Raw genomic sequence first — 15,876 nt, forward strand, 5'->3', positions numbered from 1 at the left:
CCGGATCAGGCCGGACGATCCGGCACATTGGCCTGCGCGAAGGTCGCCATGCCGTTGTGAAGGCTGCACGCGAGCCGCACCAGCGGCAGCGCGATGGCGGCGCCAGATCCCTCGCCGAGCCTGAGATCGAGGCTGATCAGCGGCTGCACGTTCAGCGCGCGCAGCACCAGCCGGTGCCCCTGCTCCGCCGATTGATGTGAGGGGAGCAGGAACGGCTGGCAGGATGGATTGAGCCGCACGGCTGCGAGCGCCGCGACCGACACGATGAAGCCGTCGATCAGCACGGGGATGCGGGCTTGCGCAGCCGCAATGATGGCGCCGCAAATGGCCGCAATTTCGAGGCCGCCGACGGCGCACAGGATCTTTTCCGCCGCAGCGCCCGCAACGCCATGTCGTGCAATCGCGGCATCGATTACGTGCACCTTGTGTGCGCGGCCGGCCGCATCGACGCCGGTGCCGCTGCCCGCGATCTCCTCGGCGCTGATGCCGAGCAGGCCCGCGGCAATCGCCGCCGACGTCGTGGTGTTGCCGATGCCCATCTCGCCGAAGATCAGAAGATCGGGCTGGCTAGCCTCAGCGCGCGAGACCGCGCGCTGGCCAGCTTCGAAAGCAAACGCCAGCTCCGCAGGCGTAAGCGCAGCCTCGACGCTGAAATCGCGGGTGCCATTGCGCGGCTTGTCGGTGATGATGCCCGGCATCGCCTCCTGTGCCAGCGTGCCGGCATCGACGACTTCGAGCCTGGAGCCGAGCTCACGCGCCAACACCGAGATCGCGGCACCGCCGGAGGCAAAATTCGCCATCATCGCGATGGTCACTCCTTGCGGATAGGCCGACACGCCTTGCGCGACGACGCCGTGGTCGCCGGCGAAGATGATGATCGGCACGCGTGTGGCGCGAGGCTGCTCGGCCGCTTGCAGGCCCGCAAGCCCGATCGCGAGCTGCTCCAGCCTGCCAAGTGCGCCGGTCGGCTTCGTCAGTTGCGCCTGCCGCGTGATCGCCGCGTCGCGATGGACCGCGGATATCTCAGGGCACTTTTTGTAGACCCATTCGGGGAGCATGCTGCCTCGCTTACGGCCTGCGCTTGAGAATGTAGCTGTCCATGATCCAGCCGTGCCGCTCGCGCGCCTCCTGCCGCAAAGCGACGATGCGTGGGCCAGCCTCGGCCAGCGCGCCGGATAGGATGATCTGATCGGGCATGCCGAGATAGGCGCCCCACCAGATATGAAGCCCGGCCGGATCGAGCGACTGGAACGCGGTGCCGCCATCGAGCATCACCACGACAGTATCGACACCCTGCGGCCAACCGCCTTCGCGCAAACGTCGCCCTGTCGTGACCAGGAACGACTCGCCGATGTCATTGAGCGGCAGCGCATGCACCGCGCACAGCGCCTGGATCGAAGTGATGCCGGGGATGACTTCGATATCAGGCAAGGGATTGAGCCGACGCGCAATGCGCAGCGAAGAGTCGTAGAGCGAGGGATCGCCCCAAATCAGCAGCGCAACCTTGCCTTCACCGTCGAGATGGCCGGCGATCGTCTGCGACCAGGTCGCAGCAACCGCATCGTGCCAATCGTCAACGCCCTTGCGGTAATCCGCCTCGGCTGTATCCCGCACGGGGAGATCGAATTCGGCGATGCGCGTCGTGTTGTTGTTGAGCACATCCGCGCAGATCGTCCGCCTGAGATCGGCGAGATCGGACTTTGCGATTCCCTTGCGCGGGATCAGGACGAGATCAGCCGCGTTGATGGCAGTGATCGCAGCGCGCGTGAGCTGCTCGGGATCGCCGCAACCGATGCCTATCAGGGAGAGCGTGAGCATCGCGCGTGCTGGGGCGGCCATGACGGCCGCCCCTTTGTCTCTTAAGCCGCGTTGTGCAGGCGCGGCGTGACGAGGCCCGGCGCGGTGACGCCGCGCAGCGACTTCGCCAGCGCCAGCACACCGAGATCGGCCAGCGGCTCGATCACGATGACCAGCGCATAGGAGGCCGCGAAGGTCGCGATGTTGACGAGGTTGGTCGCGCCGAAGCCGGAGCCATAGAGCGCCCAGAACGCGACCCAGGCGATGACGCCGGCCTGATACGTGGTCGACAGCGCCAGCGCCTGGCGATAGCTGAGATCGACATAGGCGGTGTTGCGGGCAATGATCCGCGTGGCGATCGCCTGGATCCCGAACAGCGGCACCAGCAGCGTGGTGACGTTCATGCCGAATTGCGGCAGATCGGGCGGCTCAAAGAAGATGCCCTGGAACAACAGTCCGAACGCGAGGCCGAAGGCCGCAGGCGCAGCGCCGAACAGCAGGAACAGGGTCGAGCCGAGGATGAAGTGCACCTCGGAGACGCCGACCGGGAAGTGCGGCAGGATCTCGAAGAAGACGAACACAAGGCCCGTGGTGGCGAGCGTCCGCGCCGCGAACGACGTGATGCCCTGCTCGCGCACGGTCTCGACCGCGAGCTTCAGCGCAACGCCGCCGACGGCGATGCCTGTTGCGTAACTCAACACGAGCTTGGCGCCCGAGACGACTCCGGGTTCGATATGCATGGCTCAGTTCCTTCCTGCCGTCACACCCGACGGCGTTGGCCTCAATACGTGCACGGCCGGTCTCCTGGCTCGCGGTTCACTGGGGATCTCCCGCCTTCCCGGACCTTGCGGCCCAGTGGCTGATGGGAGTCCCCTCACCGCTTACAGTCGCGGGGGCGGCTGGGGTTTTGGGCGCCGCAATTTGGTCCGCCCATCCCCATTCCCGATTATGCTCCGGCGCTTTGCACCACCTCGAGCACCATGCCCGTCCTGTGTGCCCCTTTCGCCAGCCGGGCGTCAAGGGCTGAAGGGCGATTGAAGCCGTCATGACGGGTATTCGCCCGCCAGCGCGCCGAACAAGATGACGGCGGCCGTCGAGGCCGCTCCGCCCCGCGCAAGCTGCTCGGCAAGCTCGGCAATGGTCGTGCGAACCAGCCGCTCGTCAGGGCGCCCGAGGGATTCGGCGAACAGCGCCGGGGTGGTTGGCGCGAGGCCGTGCGCGATCAATTTTGCGGCAAGCGCCGGAAAGGTGCGCCGGCCCATATAGACCACGGTCGTCGCCTCCGGATCGGCCAGCGCCGCCCAATTCAGGTTCTGCGGCAGCTCGCCGGTGACATCGGCCCCGGTCACGAACTGCACCCGGCGCGAGGTGTGGCGCCGGGTCAGGGGAATGCCGGCTTGCGCGGCGGCCACGCAGGCCGAGGTGACGCCGGGAATGATCTCATAGCCGATGCCGGCTTCACGCAACGTCTCGAGCTCCTCCTCGAGCCGGCCGAAAATGCCGGCATCGCCGGACTTCAGCCGGACGACACGCGCACCTGTCGCGGCATAGTCGACCAGCAGGCGGTTGACGTGGTGCTGCTTGGTCGAGGGCCGCCCGGCCCGCTTCCCCACCGCGACGAGATTGGCGCCCGGACGGGCAAGATCGAGGATCGCGCCGGAAGCGAGGTCGTCATAGAGCACCACATCGGCCTCACGCAGGCGCGCGGCGCCTTTGAGCGTGAGAAGCTCGGGGTCGCCGGGGCCGGCGGAGACGAAGGAGACAAAACCGCTCACCGGTCCTCCGCGATCAGATGGAAGAAGGTGCCGGTGGCCTGCCCCCGCCGCGAACCGGTCTCGGCGATGACCGCGCCCGTCGCGTCGTGCACGACTGCCAGCGGCGTATCGGGCTGGGCAAGAATGGTCGAATAGTGGAATTCATGGCCGCGCAAGCGTGCACCGACCTGATGCCCCGGCATCGGTGCAGTGAGCGCGGCGAGACGATAGCCCAGATGCATACGGCGCTTGGCAAAGCTCGTCTCCAGCCCGAGCAGGCCCGTCATCTCGTGGCTGATGCCGTCGGCATCGGTCAAAGCGGTTCCCAACACCATATACCCCCCGCATTCGCCATGCACCGGCCGTGTCTCGGCGAAGGCACGCAGGCCGCCGCGAAAGCGCGCATTGGCCGCGATCTTGCTTGCGTGCAGCTCAGGATAACCACCGGGCAGCCAGCACACGTCGGCGCCCGCATCGGGGGCTTCATCAGCGAGCGGCGAGAACGGCAGGATTTCGGCGCCCGCCGCGCGCCAGGCTTCCAGCATATGCGGATAGACAAAGGAGAATGCGGCATCGCGGGCAAGCGCGACGCGCTGGCCTGGCGGTGTCACGTTGAGGCCGTTCGCAGCGGGCTGCGGTGACCAGCTGGCTGCCGATCGCAGCACCGCATCGAGATCGACATGCTCGGCAACGAAGCGTGCGGCCTCGTCGATCAGCTTGCCGATCTCGGCCTGCTCCTCGGCCTGCACGAGACCGAGATGCCGCTTCGGCAGGCTGATCTCGGCATGGCGCGGCAGCGCGCCAAACACGGCGATGCCGGCATCAACAAGCGCACGGCGTACGAGATCTTCATGGCGCGGGCTGGCGACGCGGTTGAGCACGACACCGGCAAGGCGCACGCCGGGGCGGTAGTCGCGCAAACCAGCAGCGATCGCCGCTGCGGTCTGTGCCTGCCCTGAGGGATCGATCACCAGAACCACCGGCCAGCCCAGCATCTCCGCAATATCGGCTGTCGCACCGGTGCCGGAGACGCCGCGCGCGGCGACACCGTCGAACAGGCCCATCGAGCCCTCGGCGAGCACGACATCGGCATCCGCGCCTCGGCTGACGAGATGGCCGATCGTCGCGCGATCCATCGCCCAGCTATCGACATTGACGGAGGCGCGCGCCGTCGCGGCAGCATGAAAGGCGGGATCGATATAATCGGGCCCGCTCTTGAGGCACTGCACCTGGAGACCGCGATTGCGCCAGGCGCGCGCGAGCGCCAGCGTCAGCGTGGTCTTGCCGACACCGGAGGCCGGCGCGGAGATGACGAGGCTTGCGGGCATCACGCTCCCTCCGGAAAGCGCGGCGCGGTGCCAACAGGCCGATAGCGGCGGTCATAGTCGGCGGCGTAGAGGCGACTCTCGTCGAAATCCGCAGCGCCGAGCGTCTTGCCAACCAGAATGAGTGCAGTGCGCTCCATCTCAGCTCCGACGGCGGCATCGAGCGTCGCCAGCGTGGCGCGGACGACGCGCTGGTCGGGCCAGCTCGCGCGCCAGACGATCGCGACCGGGCAATCCGCGCCGTAATGCGGTATGAGCTCGGTTATGACCTTGTCGAGCAGATGGATCGACAGATGAATCGCAAGCACTGCGCCGGTCGCAGCGAATGCGGCGAGCTTCTCGCCCTCGGGCATCGCGCTGGCGCGGCCGGGCGTGCGCGTCAGCACGACCGACTGAGCAAGGCCGGGTAACGTCAGCTCGGCCTCCAGCGCAGCCGCGGCCGCCGAGAAGGACGGAACGCCCGGCGTCACCGTATAGGGAATGCCGAGCGCGCGCAGGCGGCGGAGCTGCTCGCCCATCGCCGACCAGATCGAGAGATCGCCGGAATGCAGACGCGCGACGTCCTTGTCGTCCGCATGCGCGGCGGCGATCTCCGCGACGATCTCGTCGAGTGACAGCGGTGCCGTGTTGACGATCCGTGCACCGGGCGGGCAATGCGCCAGCACGCCTTCGGGCACCAGCGAGCCAGCGTAGAGGCAGACCGGACAGGCCGCGATCAGGTCGCGGCCGCGCAGCGTCAGCAGATCGGGAGCGCCCGGCCCGGCGCCGATGAAGTGCACCGTCATGCGCCGTCTCCTTCCGCGATCGCCGCGGTCGCGGTGCGATCCTGCGAGACCACCCGCGTCGCAATCAATCGTGCGCGAGGGCCAGCCGCAGCGAGCGCCGCGGCCTCTGCGACCGATCCCGTGCCGAACTTTTCAGCGACCAGATTCGACTGCGTTGGCGTGTCGATACCGGCCAGCATATCAGCCGGGACAGCCTTGATCGGCACGCCGCATTCGCGTGCGAGCTGCTTGAGCACTTCTGCGTCGGCCTTGTCGCTGACGGTCGCCACGGCCGCAAGGCCGGCAGGGCCGCCGGCCGCCACAAGCGCCTCACGCAGCGAGGCCAGCGTGACATCCCTCTTGAATCCGAGTCCGGCGACCTTCATCGGACCGTACTCCACTGCACCACCGGCCGCGCCGTCTCCCATGACCTGTAGCGGCCGAGTGGAGCGACGTGCGCGATCTCGACCCGCATCAACTCGCCGCCATGCTGCTGATGCAGTTCACCGAGCAGAGCTTCGGTCTCCAGCGTCACGGCATGCGCGACGAGCCGCGTACCGGGTGCGACGCGTGACCACACAGCATCGAACATTGCGATGTCGAGACCGCCGCCGATGAACACGGCATCCGGCGCTTCCAGAGCAGCAAGAGCTTCGGGCGCCTTCCCCGTAATGACGGTGATCCGATGCGCCAGCCCGAACGCCTCCGCATTGCTGCGGATATTGGCAGCCCGATCATCGCGCGCCTCGACGGCGATCACCGTCCCGCCGCACAGCGCCCATTCGACCGAGATCGAGCCCGAGCCGGCGCCGATATCCCACAAACTCAGGCCAGGACATGGCCACAGCGCCGACAGCGCCAGCGCGCGCACCGGCCGCTTGGTGATCTGGCCGTCGTGCGCGAAGAGAACATCCGGCAGCCCCGAGCCGCGAGACAGACCGTCCGCCCCCCTCGCCTCCAGCGCCACCGCAACCAGCTTTCCCGCGTCAGCGCGTGTATAGCTCTCAGCACGATACTCGCGAGCGCTTTCATGTGGCCCGCCGAGCGCGGCGAGAGTCCAGAATGCCGAAGCGCCCCATCCACGCTCCGTCAGCCATCTCGCGAGATCGCCGGCAGCTTTGCCGTCACGCACGAGACAGACGATCCGCGCGTCTCGCGCCAGATGCGGCACGAGGCGTTCGAACGGCGCGGCATGAAGCCCAAGACAGGTCATGGCTTCGAGGCGCCAGCCAAGCCGCGCGGCAACGAGTGAAAACGTCGAGGGCGCCGGATGCGCGGTCCACTCACTGGCGTCAAGTTTTTCGGCAAGGCCTGCACCGGCGCCATACCAGAACGGATCGCCGGAGGCGAGCACCGCCGTCGGCCGGCCGCGGCAACTCAGCACGATGTCTGCGTCGAACGGCACCGGCCATTGGCGGCCGCGACTACCCACATCAGCAAGCGCAAGATGACGCTCGCCGCCGAAGACAGTTTCTGCCTTGGCGAGCGCCTTTCGGCTTGCCTCCGACAGCCCGGCAAGGCCATCTTCGCCGATACCAATGATGGTCAGCCAGGGATCAGCCAAGGAATCAGCCATGAATCGCGCCCTCATTCTGGGCGGAACAGCCGACGCGAGCTTGCTCGCAGCGGCGATTGCGCGCGCAGGGCTTGAGGCCGTCTATTCCTATGGCGGTCGCACCCGCGCGCCTGCCGATCAGCCGCTGCCGACCCGCATCGGCGGATTCGGCGGCGTGAGCGGGCTTGCCGACTACATCCGCCAGGAGGGCATCACGCACGTGATCGACGCGACGCATCCCTTCGCCGCCGAGATGAGTCGCAACGCGGTCCGGGCGTGCAAGGAAACCGGTACGCCGCTGATCGCGCTCGAACGTGCGCCTTGGGACAAGATGCCCGGCGACGACTGGATCGAAGTCGCCGACGTCAACGCTGCGGCGACCGCGCTGCAGGAGACGCCGGCGAATGTGTTCCTCGCCATTGGTCGCCAGCATATCGCGCCGTTTGCGGCCAAACAGCAGCACGCCTACACATTGCGCTTCGTCGACCCGCCCGAAGCGCCGCTGCCCTTCCCGGCCGACGTGATCGTGTCGCGGGGACCATTCACGCTTGACGGCGAGCTTGAGATGCTTCGCGCGCGCGGCATCGCATGGATCGTCGCCCGCAATTCCGGCGGCGATGGCGCGCGCGCCAAGATCGATGCTGCGCGGGAACTTGGCCTGCCCGTGATCATGATCTCGCGGCCACAATTGCCTGAACGATTGCGAGTCGAGAGCGTCGCCGAGATCCTGCAATGGCTTGGTCATCGGACCTGCCTCGGCGCATAGACCCAGTGACCGACGCGACGCGTTTGAGAGTTGCCGACGATCACCAGCGTACGCATGTCGGCCATCTCGGGTATCGCATCGTTCAGCGTCACGATCTCGATCTTCTCGTCAGCCGCACTGACTGCGCGCGCAAAAATCACGAGACGCGCGCCGCAGCCGGCATCCTTCAGCACCGCGAGCGCGCGGCCAAACCCCTCCGGCCGGCTCACTGAGCGGGGATTGTACATCGCAATCGAAAAATCAGCTTCAGCAGCCAGCCGCAGCCGCTTCTCGATCACCGCCCAAGGCTTGAGATTGTCGGAGAGATTGATCGCGCAGAAATCATGGCCGAGCGGAGCGCCGGCGCGCGCGGCCGCGGCCAGCATCGCGGTGATACCAGGCAACACGCGGATCGGCAGCGCCTGATATTGCGGCGCCTGTTCCAGCGCCTCGAACACTGCGGACGCCATCGCGAAGACGCCGGGATCGCCGGAGGAGACGACGACGACCTGGCCGCCTTCGGCCGCAAGTCGCAGCGCCTCGCTCGCGCGTTGCACTTCCTCGCGGTTGTCCGATGGATGCAACTTGAGACCCGGTCGCGGCGGCACGCGCGAGACATAGGGCGCATAGCCCAGAATATGCGTCGCGGAGGCCAGCGCGGCGGACACCTCGGGCGTCACCATCGCCCCGCTGCCGGGGCCGAGGCCCGCGATGGTCAGCGTTCCCGTCATTCGGCCGCGTCCAGATGCCGGCCCCTGCCGTGCACGAGCACGATCGCAAAGTATGGACAATCGGCGGCATCGATCTCGGCAAGCCGCACCACGCGCTCGCCCGGCATGGTGCCGCGCTCGACCAGCCAGGCATCGTCCAGCCGCCCGGCGGTCGCGAGCGCGCGCCGCACCTTCTGGAGATTGCGGCCGGTCTTCATGACGACCAGTGCATCGGAATCGCGCATGCGGCGTTCGAGTTCGTCTTCCGGGAGCGTGCCCATCAACACCGTCGTCACGTCGTCACCGAGCGCGATCGGTCGTCCGACGCCATTCCAGCAGCCGACCATGCCGGGAATACCCGCGATCACCTCGATCTCGACACGGCCTTGCAGACGCGTGTGCAGATGCATGAAAGAGCCGTAGAAATAGGGATCGCCCTCGCAGAGCACGACCACATCGACCGCGCGCGAAAGCCGCGCCAGGCGCTCGGCCCATTCGTCGTAGAAGCCGGCGAGCAGCTGAACGTATTCAGGGCAGTCGAAGGCAATCTCGGTGGTCACAGGATATTCCATGGGATATTCGGTGACGTCGGCCGCCAGCATGCCCTCGACGATGCGCCGCGCCTGGCCCGGCCTGCCCTTCTTGCGGAAATAAGCGACGTGCTTCGCAGCCCGTACCGTGCGATCGGCGCGCACGCTCATCAGATCGGGATCACCGGGGCCGAGACCGCAGCAGATGATGCGTCCCATCGCTATTCGCTCCGGCTCGCCAGCGCGTTCACGGCGGCAACCGTGATCGCGGAGCCGCCGAGGCGGCCCTCGACCGTCAACGCCGGCACCGGCGGATCGGCCATCAGCGCGGCCTTGGATTCCGCCGCGCCGACAAAGCCAACGGGGCAGCCGATGATTGCCGCGGGCCGCGGGCAGTCGCGATCCTCCAGCATGTTGAGCAGGTGAAACAGCGCGGTCGGCGCGTTGCCGATCGCAACGATGGCGCCGTCGAGATGCGGCCGCCAGAGCTCGAGCGCCGCCGCCGAGCGCGTGTTGCACATGGCCTGCGCGAGAGCGGGAACCGCTTCGTCGCCGAGCGTGCAGATGACGGCGTTGGCTGCGGGAAGTCTCGCCCGCGTAATTCCCTCCGAGACCATGCGCGCGTCGCACAGGATCGGTGCGCCCCTCTGCAAGGCCGCGCGCGCAGCGGTCGCCATGCCTGATGTGAAGCGGATATGCGCCTCGAGGCCGACCATGCCGGCGGCGTGGATCATCCGCACCGCCACCTGCTCCTCGTCCGGCGTGAAGCGCGCCAGGTCCGCCTCGGCCCGGATGGTCGCAAAGGACTGCCGGTAGATCGCCGCGCCATCGGTCTCATAAAGATGCGGCATCAGTGTCCTCCGACCAGGATGGAGGGATCGCTGACGATGTCGGCGCCGTTCAACCCGCGCAAGGCCGGCTCATCGCGGGTCGAGCCGTCGCGGACGAGATCGAAGCCGGCGCTGGTCGCAACCAGCGTCACTGCGGATGCGCCGGAACTGGCGCAACCCTTGGCGCAGCCGGACACGTGCAGCCGCGTATCGAGTGCGATGCGCGGCGCCAGCGCCGCAGCCAGCGCACGCGTGTCGGCATGAGCTTCGCGGCAGCGCGGCGCGCCGCTGCAGGCGATGACGCGCAGCGCGGGATCGTAGGGCTCGGTGATGAGGCCCGCCCCGCTCGGCATCTCGCGCTTGCCTTCGCTCAGCACCATCCGCCACGGCGTCATGCGCAGCGCATGTCCGCAGCCGGAGAATTGATGGAGCGTTGAGTGCAGCATCTGCCCGAATGCGATACCGACCAGCGCGCCGTGCGGATAATGCCCTGGCCGCGACGCGGCCATCACGGGCGCAGGTTCGGTCTCGCCGCTCAACTGCTCAGGCAATACAGCGCCGGCCGCGATGTGGGCCGCCATGCGGCCTCGTCCGACTTTGATCCCGCCGGACGTGATGAACCAGTTCGCGAGCGCGAGCGCCGTGCTTACGGCCTCCCCACGTCCGACAGAGCGGCCGAGCCTCATCCCGTCGGCCCGCACCAGGAGCCTGCCTGCACGATCGCGCTCGATGCGTACATCGGCGGAATCGCCGGCGAGGACACGCGACTTTCCATCGTCGATGGCGAAGCCGAATTTTGTGGGGAGTTCGAGCGCACTGCTCGCGAGCGACTCTTCGAGCTCGGCAACCAGCGCCTGCGTCTCGTCATCGGGGTTCCAGAACGGCGTCACCAGAATGTTGCGCCGGGCTTCGATGTCGGTATCGGGGTCGAGCAGCCGCAGCAACGCAAGCCCATCGAGCAGCCGGCGATGGCTCTGTTCACTGACACCCCTGATCTGGAGGTTGGCGCGGCTGGTCACGTCGATGAGACCGTTGCCGTAGCGTTCAGCGAGCTCGGCAAGCCCGGCGACCTGCGCGGCTTCGAGCCGTCCGCCGAACGGACGAACGCGGACCACGAGCCCGTCGCCCGATTGCATCGGCCGCAGCGCGCCGGGACACCAGCCCTTGACCACCGACGCGCTCATGACGCCTCCCGCAGCGCAGCCGCGATCGAATTGCGGCGCGTTCGCCAGAGCGAGGCCTCATGCAGGCGGGTGAAGCAGGCCTCCATCGCACCCAACGCCGCCGGATTTTCATGGGCCATGAAGGCGCGGACGTCGTCATTGCCAATCGTCGCATCATAATAGAGATCGAACAGGTGCGGCGGCACGGCGCCCGCCAGATGCGCGAATGCGGCCATATGCTCCAGCGTCGCGGTGATCTCGGCAGCGCCGCGAAAACCGTGGCGCATCATGCCGGCGATCCAGGCCGGATTGGCCGCGCGCGCACGGACGACGCGGGAAATCTCCTCGGTCAGCGTGCGCGCATGCGGCAGCTCGGGCCGCGTCGTATCGAGATGATAGATCGACGGTCCTGCCGCGCCGAGATGCGCGGCCGCCGCCACAACGCCGGCTTCATGCGCGGCATAGTCGGCTGCAAGCAGCAGATCAGTTTCCGGCAGATCCTGGACGTGGACGAAAGCATCGGCGGATACGAGCCGCGCCTCGATGCCGGCGCGATCCTGCTTGATCTCGCCGTCGGCGGAAAATGCCCAGGACGATGCCGACAGCCAGGCTTCGCCGGCGGCATCGCGCGTCTCGGGCGTGAAGGCATCCGGGATCGCCGAGAGGCCGACGCCGTATTGTCCGGGGCGCGGCGCGAACACACGGGAGGTGCGATGGCGATACGGATTCTCGTCGCCCTCCTCCTCGCGCGCCGCAAGTGCTTCGGCGGCGGCCTCGAACAATTGCGCGAGGCCCGAGAAGACATCACGGAACAGGCCCGACACGCGCAGCGTGACGTCGATGCGGGGACGACCGAGTTCAGCCGGCGCGATGATGTCGTAGCCGGTGACGCGGCCGGAGGCGTGATCCCAGCGCGGCGCGAGGCCGGCCAGATGCAGAGCCATCGCGAATTCCTCGCCTGCCGTGCGCATCGTCGCCGAGCCCCAGAGATCGACAACGAGTCCCTTCGGCCAGTCGCCGTGATCCTGCAAATGGCGACGAAGCAGCTCTTCGGCGAGCTTGATACCTTGCGCATGGGCCGACGGCGTCGGCACCGCGCGCGGATCGACGGTGAAGAGATTGCGTCCCGTGGGCAGCACGTCCTGGCGCCCGCGATAGGGCGAGCCCGACGGTCCCGGAGCGACGCGCAGCCCCGCAAGAGCAGCCCGCAACGCATCCCGTTCCGCTTCGCCGCAGGCGCCGCGAGCGAACACGTGCAGGCCGTCGCCGAACTGGCTCTCCTTGAGATCGCAGACGAAGCGATCGATCCGCGGGATGGCTTCCGCCGGCGCAGCCGATGCATCGAGACCAAGATCGTCTTCGAGGCCCGCCACACGCGCCTCGTCGCGAATCGCGGCGATCAGGCGCTGGCGTCGGGCGGGATCGAGACCGTCGGCGGTCGAATATTCGTCGAGGAATTGTTCGAGCCGGCGCAGGCCCTCCGGTACGGCCGACGCCGCAAGCGGCGGCGGCAGATGGCCGATGGTGACGGCGCCGATGCGCCGCTTGGCCTGCGCGGCCTCGCCGGGATCATTGACGATGAAGGGATAGATAACAGGCAGATCGCCGATCAGGGCTTCAGGCCAGCACGCGGACGAAAGCGCCACGGATTTCCCAGGCAGCCACTCCAGCGTGCCATGTGCGCCCATATGCACGATGGCATCACAGCTCTGTTGCCGAAGCCAGAGATAGAACGCGACATAGGCATGGCGCGGCATGCGGGCGAGATCGTGATAGTCGGCATCGCGCGTGGTTGCATCGCCGCGCTCCGGCTGGACCGCGATAATCGACTGGCCGCACGTGATGGCCGCGAAATGAAACGCGCCGTCGCGGCAGCCGGGATCGCTCTCCGGCCCGGCCCAGGCTTGCGCGAGATCATCCTGCAGGACTTGCGGAAGGCCTGAGAGCGCCGCGCGGTAGTCGTCGACGCTCCAGGTCAAGTGCTGCATCAGCAGCGTTTCGCCGAGTGCATGAACCGGCGCAACATCGAAGCCCGCCTCCGCAAGATCGGACACCAAGGCCTCGACCGAGGCCAGCGCATCAAGACCAACCGCATGCGCGATCTGGTGCGGACGACCCGGATAGTTCGAAAGCACGATCGCTATCCGCTTCTCAACGACGGGCTTCTCCGCAAGGCGCCGCCAAGCCACGACGCGCGCGGCGATGGCCTTCACGCGCTCCTGATCCGGGTGATGGGCCAGATGCGAGAATTGCAGATCGGGATCGCGCATCCCAGCCGACTTGAAACTCACGACGCCCGCAAACAGGCGGCCGTCGACCTCAGGCAGCACCACATGCATCGCGAGGTCGCCGGGCGACAGGCCACGCAGCGATTCCGCCCAATCCTCGCGCCGCGCCGTGGAGAGAGCGACCTGGAACACGGGACACGGTGCGGCATCGAACGGTGCCGTGCCGTCGTCGCCCATCGCGGAGAACGCGGTCGCATTGACGATCGCCACTGGAGGATTTTTCGCGAGATAATCCCGCAGCCAATCAGCAACGCCCGCAGCCTTCAGCGAAGTGACGAACACGCCGTGCGCGTCAAATCCCCTCTCGCGCAGTGCAGCAATCAGCCCGTCGACCGGGCCGGTATCCGCAGCGGTGAGATAGGAGCGATAGAAAGTCACAAGCGCGAGCGGCTTCCCCTCGCCACCTGTCGGTGCAGCAATGACGCCGTGTGCTGGATCGTAAAAGCCCATCTCGGGCACGGTCATCTCGCCGACGACCGGGCCGGCATAGAGGCCAGAGGCCAGCCCGAGCTGCGCGATCGCGGCCTGGGCTGCGACGGGGCCGCCGGTGTCGCAGAGCACCTTGAGCCGCCGTAGTGTCGAGACCGGCAATGTCGAATACGCATCGAGCCGTGTGTCGTCGCGACCATCGGCTGGCAGCACGGCCAGCGCAATACCGCGCGCCTTCGCGAGTTGCTGGAGCGCCGCGAGCCCGTAGGCCCAATAGGACTCACCGCCGATCAGGCGGACCAGAATGCCACGCGCCTGCGCAAGCGTACGCTCGAGGTAAGTGTCGACCGAAAGCGGATGGCGGAGTTCCGCGAGATTGGCGAGCCGCAGCGACGGCAGGCTGTTGCGGCCGCGTCGCCAGCCGGCCGCGAACGCGGCAAGGTCCGAATCCGAATACGAGAGCACCACGAGATCGGCCGGGTCCTGGCCGATGTCCCTTGGCGTCGCGGTCTCCTCGAGACCGCGGCTCTCGCGGAAGACGACGTGCATCAGATGCCAAGTCCCACCCTGATAGCGGCTTCGTCGATATCGCCGTGCTCGCCGATCACGACGAGCTTTGACCGCCTGATACCCGCGCCCCAGGGCTGGTCGAACTGGTGGCGCACGCGCTCGCCGACGGCTTGCAGCAAGAGGCGCATCGGTTTGCCTTCCACCGCGATATAGCCCTTGACGCGCAGCACGTTCTGCTCGCGCGAAAGACGTTGCACCGATGCGACCAGTGCGTCGATGTCGGTGACCTCAGGAAGATCGATCACGACGGAAGCAAAATCGTCGTGCTCGTGGTCCTCCTCGCCATCATGGTGCGAGGGGCGCGCGGCAAGATCGTTCTCCGCGGCAGCGCCGAGGCCGAGGATGACACGCGCATCGATCGCGCCGTCGGTGATGGATAGCATCGGCACGCGGCGCGGCATCTCGGCGGTGATGGCAGCTTTGGCGGCTTCGATCCCTGCGGTACCCGCAAGATCAGCCTTGGTCAGCAGCACAATGTCGGCGCACGCAATCTGGTCCTCGAACACTTCCGACAGCGGCGTCTCGTGATCGAGATTCTCGTCCGCCGCGCGCTGCGCTTCCACCGCAGCCGGGTCGGGCGCAAAACGGCCAGCGGCGACAGCCTCGGCGTCGGCGAGCGCGATCACGCCATCGACCGTGATGCGCGAACGAATCTCCGGCCAGTCGAACGCCTTCAGCAGCGGCTTTGGCAGCGCCAGACCCGAGGTCTCGATCAGGATGTGATCGGGTCGCACCGGCCGCGCCAGCAGCTTCTCAATGGTCGGGATGAAATCATCGGCAACCGTGCAGCAGATGCAGCCATTGGCCAACTCGACGATGTTCTCTTCCGGGCAGTTCGCATCGGCGCAGGACTTCAGGATCTCGCCGTCGACACCCTCGCTGCCGAACTCGTTGACGAGCACCGCGAGCTTCTTGCCGTTGGGGTTGGCGAGCAGATGCTGGATCAGCGTCGTCTTGCCGGAGCCGAGGAAACCCGTGACCACCGTCACCGGGACTTTAGCGAGCGAGTTCATTCGGCGGCCTCTGGCACAATGGTAAGGGGAGGAATGCGGGCAAGCGACTGCTTGCGGAAGATCTCGGGACGGCTGCGCCAGGGCACGAGACCATCAGGCGCGGCCGCATAGGCCGCAGCGCCCGCGACCACGTCCTGCGCATTCGCATCCGACAGGCGGCCGTAGACGTACGACCAGCGGCCCGGCGCGCTGAGCGCGACCGAGCAGCCCTGGCTGCACGCAGAGAGGCATTCGACGGGAACCACACTGACGCCCTCGGGCACGCCGGCCTCGAGGATCGCCCCATGCAAGCGCTTGCCCGGCGTGACCTCGCCCTCGCCAGGCGTCTCGCCAGCACGGCAGGTGATACAGACGTGAAGTGTGACGGTCATCGCCTCTTCCAGAATAAACAGCGGAGGCGAAG

At 67.3% G+C, this 15,876-nt stretch carries 16 protein-coding genes and 1 riboswitch; of the genes, 1 reads left to right on the top strand and 15 read right to left on the bottom strand.

Annotated elements, in window-relative coordinates:
• Positions 1 to 5 precede the first annotated feature (5 nt).
• The 8 genes from cobT to cbiE all read right to left on the bottom strand — a co-directional run bounded on the left by cobT (position 6) and on the right by cbiE (position 7,204).
• Complete coding sequence (cobT, locus tag AC1RR3_RS20950) at positions 6 to 1,058, bottom strand: nicotinate-nucleotide--dimethylbenzimidazole phosphoribosyltransferase (RefSeq protein ID WP_492825013.1); 1,053 nt, start codon at positions 1,056 to 1,058, stop codon at positions 6 to 8.
• Between the two features lie 10 nt (positions 1,059 to 1,068).
• Entirely contained in the window at positions 1,069 to 1,818 is a 750-nt protein-coding gene (gene cobF / locus AC1RR3_RS20955) for a precorrin-6A synthase (deacetylating) (RefSeq protein WP_492825155.1), read from the bottom strand.
• 41 nt (positions 1,819 to 1,859) lie between these two features.
• The gene (locus AC1RR3_RS20960; protein WP_492825014.1) at positions 1,860 to 2,537 is read right to left on the bottom strand and encodes an energy-coupling factor ABC transporter permease; all 678 of its coding nucleotides are present in this window, start codon (positions 2,535 to 2,537) and stop codon (positions 1,860 to 1,862) included.
• Between the two features lie 37 nt (positions 2,538 to 2,574).
• Positions 2,575 to 2,795, bottom strand: a riboswitch (cobalamin riboswitch).
• A 45-nt stretch (positions 2,796 to 2,840) separates the two neighbouring features.
• Entirely contained in the window at positions 2,841 to 3,572 is a 732-nt protein-coding gene (gene cobA, locus AC1RR3_RS20965; protein ID WP_492825015.1) for a uroporphyrinogen-III C-methyltransferase, read from the bottom strand.
• Positions 3,569 to 4,879 (bottom strand): cobyrinic acid a,c-diamide synthase CobB, encoded by a 1,311-nt coding sequence (locus AC1RR3_RS20970; RefSeq protein ID WP_492825016.1) that lies wholly within the window; start codon positions 4,877 to 4,879, stop codon positions 3,569 to 3,571. The genes cobA and AC1RR3_RS20970 overlap by 4 nt, the downstream gene beginning before the upstream one ends.
• Entirely contained in the window at positions 4,879 to 5,661 is a 783-nt protein-coding gene (cobM, locus tag AC1RR3_RS20975) for a precorrin-4 C(11)-methyltransferase (protein ID WP_492825017.1), read from the bottom strand. The genes AC1RR3_RS20970 and cobM overlap by 1 nt, the downstream gene beginning before the upstream one ends.
• The gene (locus AC1RR3_RS20980) at positions 5,658 to 6,026 is read right to left on the bottom strand and encodes a cobalamin biosynthesis protein (protein WP_492825018.1); all 369 of its coding nucleotides are present in this window, start codon (positions 6,024 to 6,026) and stop codon (positions 5,658 to 5,660) included. The genes cobM and AC1RR3_RS20980 overlap by 4 nt, the downstream gene beginning before the upstream one ends.
• A complete protein-coding gene (gene cbiE / locus AC1RR3_RS20985; RefSeq protein ID WP_492825156.1) occupies positions 6,023 to 7,204 on the bottom strand; it encodes a precorrin-6y C5,15-methyltransferase (decarboxylating) subunit CbiE in 1,182 nt (393 codons plus the stop codon). Before cbiE ends, AC1RR3_RS20980 begins: the two co-directional genes overlap by 4 nt.
• 10 nt (positions 7,205 to 7,214) lie before the next feature.
• Here cbiE and AC1RR3_RS20990 point away from each other — a divergent pair, with 10 nt between their 5' ends.
• Positions 7,215 to 7,961 carry a cobalt-precorrin-6A reductase gene (locus AC1RR3_RS20990; RefSeq protein WP_492825019.1) on the top strand — a complete coding sequence of 249 codons (747 nt, stop codon included), beginning with the start codon at positions 7,215 to 7,217 and terminating at the stop codon, positions 7,959 to 7,961.
• Here the strand turns inward: AC1RR3_RS20990 and cobJ are convergent.
• The 7 genes from cobJ to AC1RR3_RS21025 are packed head-to-tail and all read right to left on the bottom strand — an operon-like array spanning position 7,937 to position 15,844.
• Positions 7,937 to 8,671 carry a precorrin-3B C(17)-methyltransferase gene (gene cobJ / locus AC1RR3_RS20995; protein WP_492825021.1) on the bottom strand — a complete coding sequence of 245 codons (735 nt, stop codon included), beginning with the start codon at positions 8,669 to 8,671 and terminating at the stop codon, positions 7,937 to 7,939. The genes AC1RR3_RS20990 and cobJ overlap by 25 nt on opposite strands.
• Positions 8,668 to 9,399: a precorrin-2 C(20)-methyltransferase gene (locus AC1RR3_RS21000; protein ID WP_492825022.1), complete on the bottom strand. Its 732-nt coding sequence runs from the start codon at positions 9,397 to 9,399 to the stop codon at positions 8,668 to 8,670. Before AC1RR3_RS21000 ends, cobJ begins: the two co-directional genes overlap by 4 nt.
• Positions 9,400 to 9,401: 2 nt before the next feature.
• The gene (locus AC1RR3_RS21005) at positions 9,402 to 10,031 is read right to left on the bottom strand and encodes a precorrin-8X methylmutase (protein WP_492825023.1); all 630 of its coding nucleotides are present in this window, start codon (positions 10,029 to 10,031) and stop codon (positions 9,402 to 9,404) included.
• A complete protein-coding gene (gene cobG / locus AC1RR3_RS21010; RefSeq protein ID WP_492825024.1) occupies positions 10,031 to 11,194 on the bottom strand; it encodes a precorrin-3B synthase in 1,164 nt (387 codons plus the stop codon). The genes AC1RR3_RS21005 and cobG overlap by 1 nt, the downstream gene beginning before the upstream one ends.
• Positions 11,191 to 14,439 carry a cobaltochelatase subunit CobN gene (gene cobN, locus AC1RR3_RS21015; protein WP_492825026.1) on the bottom strand — a complete coding sequence of 1,083 codons (3,249 nt, stop codon included), beginning with the start codon at positions 14,437 to 14,439 and terminating at the stop codon, positions 11,191 to 11,193. Before cobN ends, cobG begins: the two co-directional genes overlap by 4 nt.
• Complete coding sequence (gene cobW / locus AC1RR3_RS21020; RefSeq protein WP_492825027.1) at positions 14,439 to 15,473, bottom strand: cobalamin biosynthesis protein CobW; 1,035 nt, start codon at positions 15,471 to 15,473, stop codon at positions 14,439 to 14,441. Before cobW ends, cobN begins: the two co-directional genes overlap by 1 nt.
• A complete protein-coding gene (locus tag AC1RR3_RS21025) occupies positions 15,470 to 15,844 on the bottom strand; it encodes a DUF1636 family protein (protein ID WP_492825028.1) in 375 nt (124 codons plus the stop codon). Before AC1RR3_RS21025 ends, cobW begins: the two co-directional genes overlap by 4 nt.
• Between the last annotated feature and the right edge of the window lie 32 nt (positions 15,845 to 15,876).

Source organism: Bradyrhizobium sp. GW821-FHT13H05 (genome assembly GCF_058804065.1).

What these genes read in the sequence shown, in the direction of transcription:
- AC1RR3_RS21005 (WP_492825023.1), bottom strand. Translation starts at nt 10,031, where the DNA reads ATGCCGCATCTTTATGAGACCGATGGCGCGGCGATCTACCGGCAGTCC.
- AC1RR3_RS21025 (WP_492825028.1), bottom strand. Translation starts at nt 15,844, where the DNA reads ATGACCGTCACACTTCACGTCTGTATCACCTGCCGTGCTGGCGAGACG.
- cobJ (WP_492825021.1), bottom strand. Translation starts at nt 8,671, where the DNA reads ATGACGGGAACGCTGACCATCGCGGGCCTCGGCCCCGGCAGCGGGGCG.
- AC1RR3_RS20980 (WP_492825018.1), bottom strand. Translation starts at nt 6,026, where the DNA reads ATGAAGGTCGCCGGACTCGGATTCAAGAGGGATGTCACGCTGGCCTCG.
- cobM (WP_492825017.1), bottom strand. Translation starts at nt 5,661, where the DNA reads ATGACGGTGCACTTCATCGGCGCCGGGCCGGGCGCTCCCGATCTGCTG.
- cobW (WP_492825027.1), bottom strand. Translation starts at nt 15,473, where the DNA reads ATGAACTCGCTCGCTAAAGTCCCGGTGACGGTGGTCACGGGTTTCCTC.
- cobN (WP_492825026.1), bottom strand. Translation starts at nt 14,439, where the DNA reads ATGCACGTCGTCTTCCGCGAGAGCCGCGGTCTCGAGGAGACCGCGACG.
- AC1RR3_RS20970 (WP_492825016.1), bottom strand. Translation starts at nt 4,879, where the DNA reads ATGCCCGCAAGCCTCGTCATCTCCGCGCCGGCCTCCGGTGTCGGCAAG.
- cobF (WP_492825155.1), bottom strand. Translation starts at nt 1,818, where the DNA reads ATGCTCACGCTCTCCCTGATAGGCATCGGTTGCGGCGATCCCGAGCAG.
- AC1RR3_RS20990 (WP_492825019.1), top strand. Translation starts at nt 7,215, where the DNA reads ATGAATCGCGCCCTCATTCTGGGCGGAACAGCCGACGCGAGCTTGCTC.
- AC1RR3_RS21000 (WP_492825022.1), bottom strand. Translation starts at nt 9,399, where the DNA reads ATGGGACGCATCATCTGCTGCGGTCTCGGCCCCGGTGATCCCGATCTG.
- AC1RR3_RS20960 (WP_492825014.1), bottom strand. Translation starts at nt 2,537, where the DNA reads ATGCATATCGAACCCGGAGTCGTCTCGGGCGCCAAGCTCGTGTTGAGT.
- cobT (WP_492825013.1), bottom strand. Translation starts at nt 1,058, where the DNA reads ATGCTCCCCGAATGGGTCTACAAAAAGTGCCCTGAGATATCCGCGGTC.
- cobG (WP_492825024.1), bottom strand. Translation starts at nt 11,194, where the DNA reads ATGAGCGCGTCGGTGGTCAAGGGCTGGTGTCCCGGCGCGCTGCGGCCG.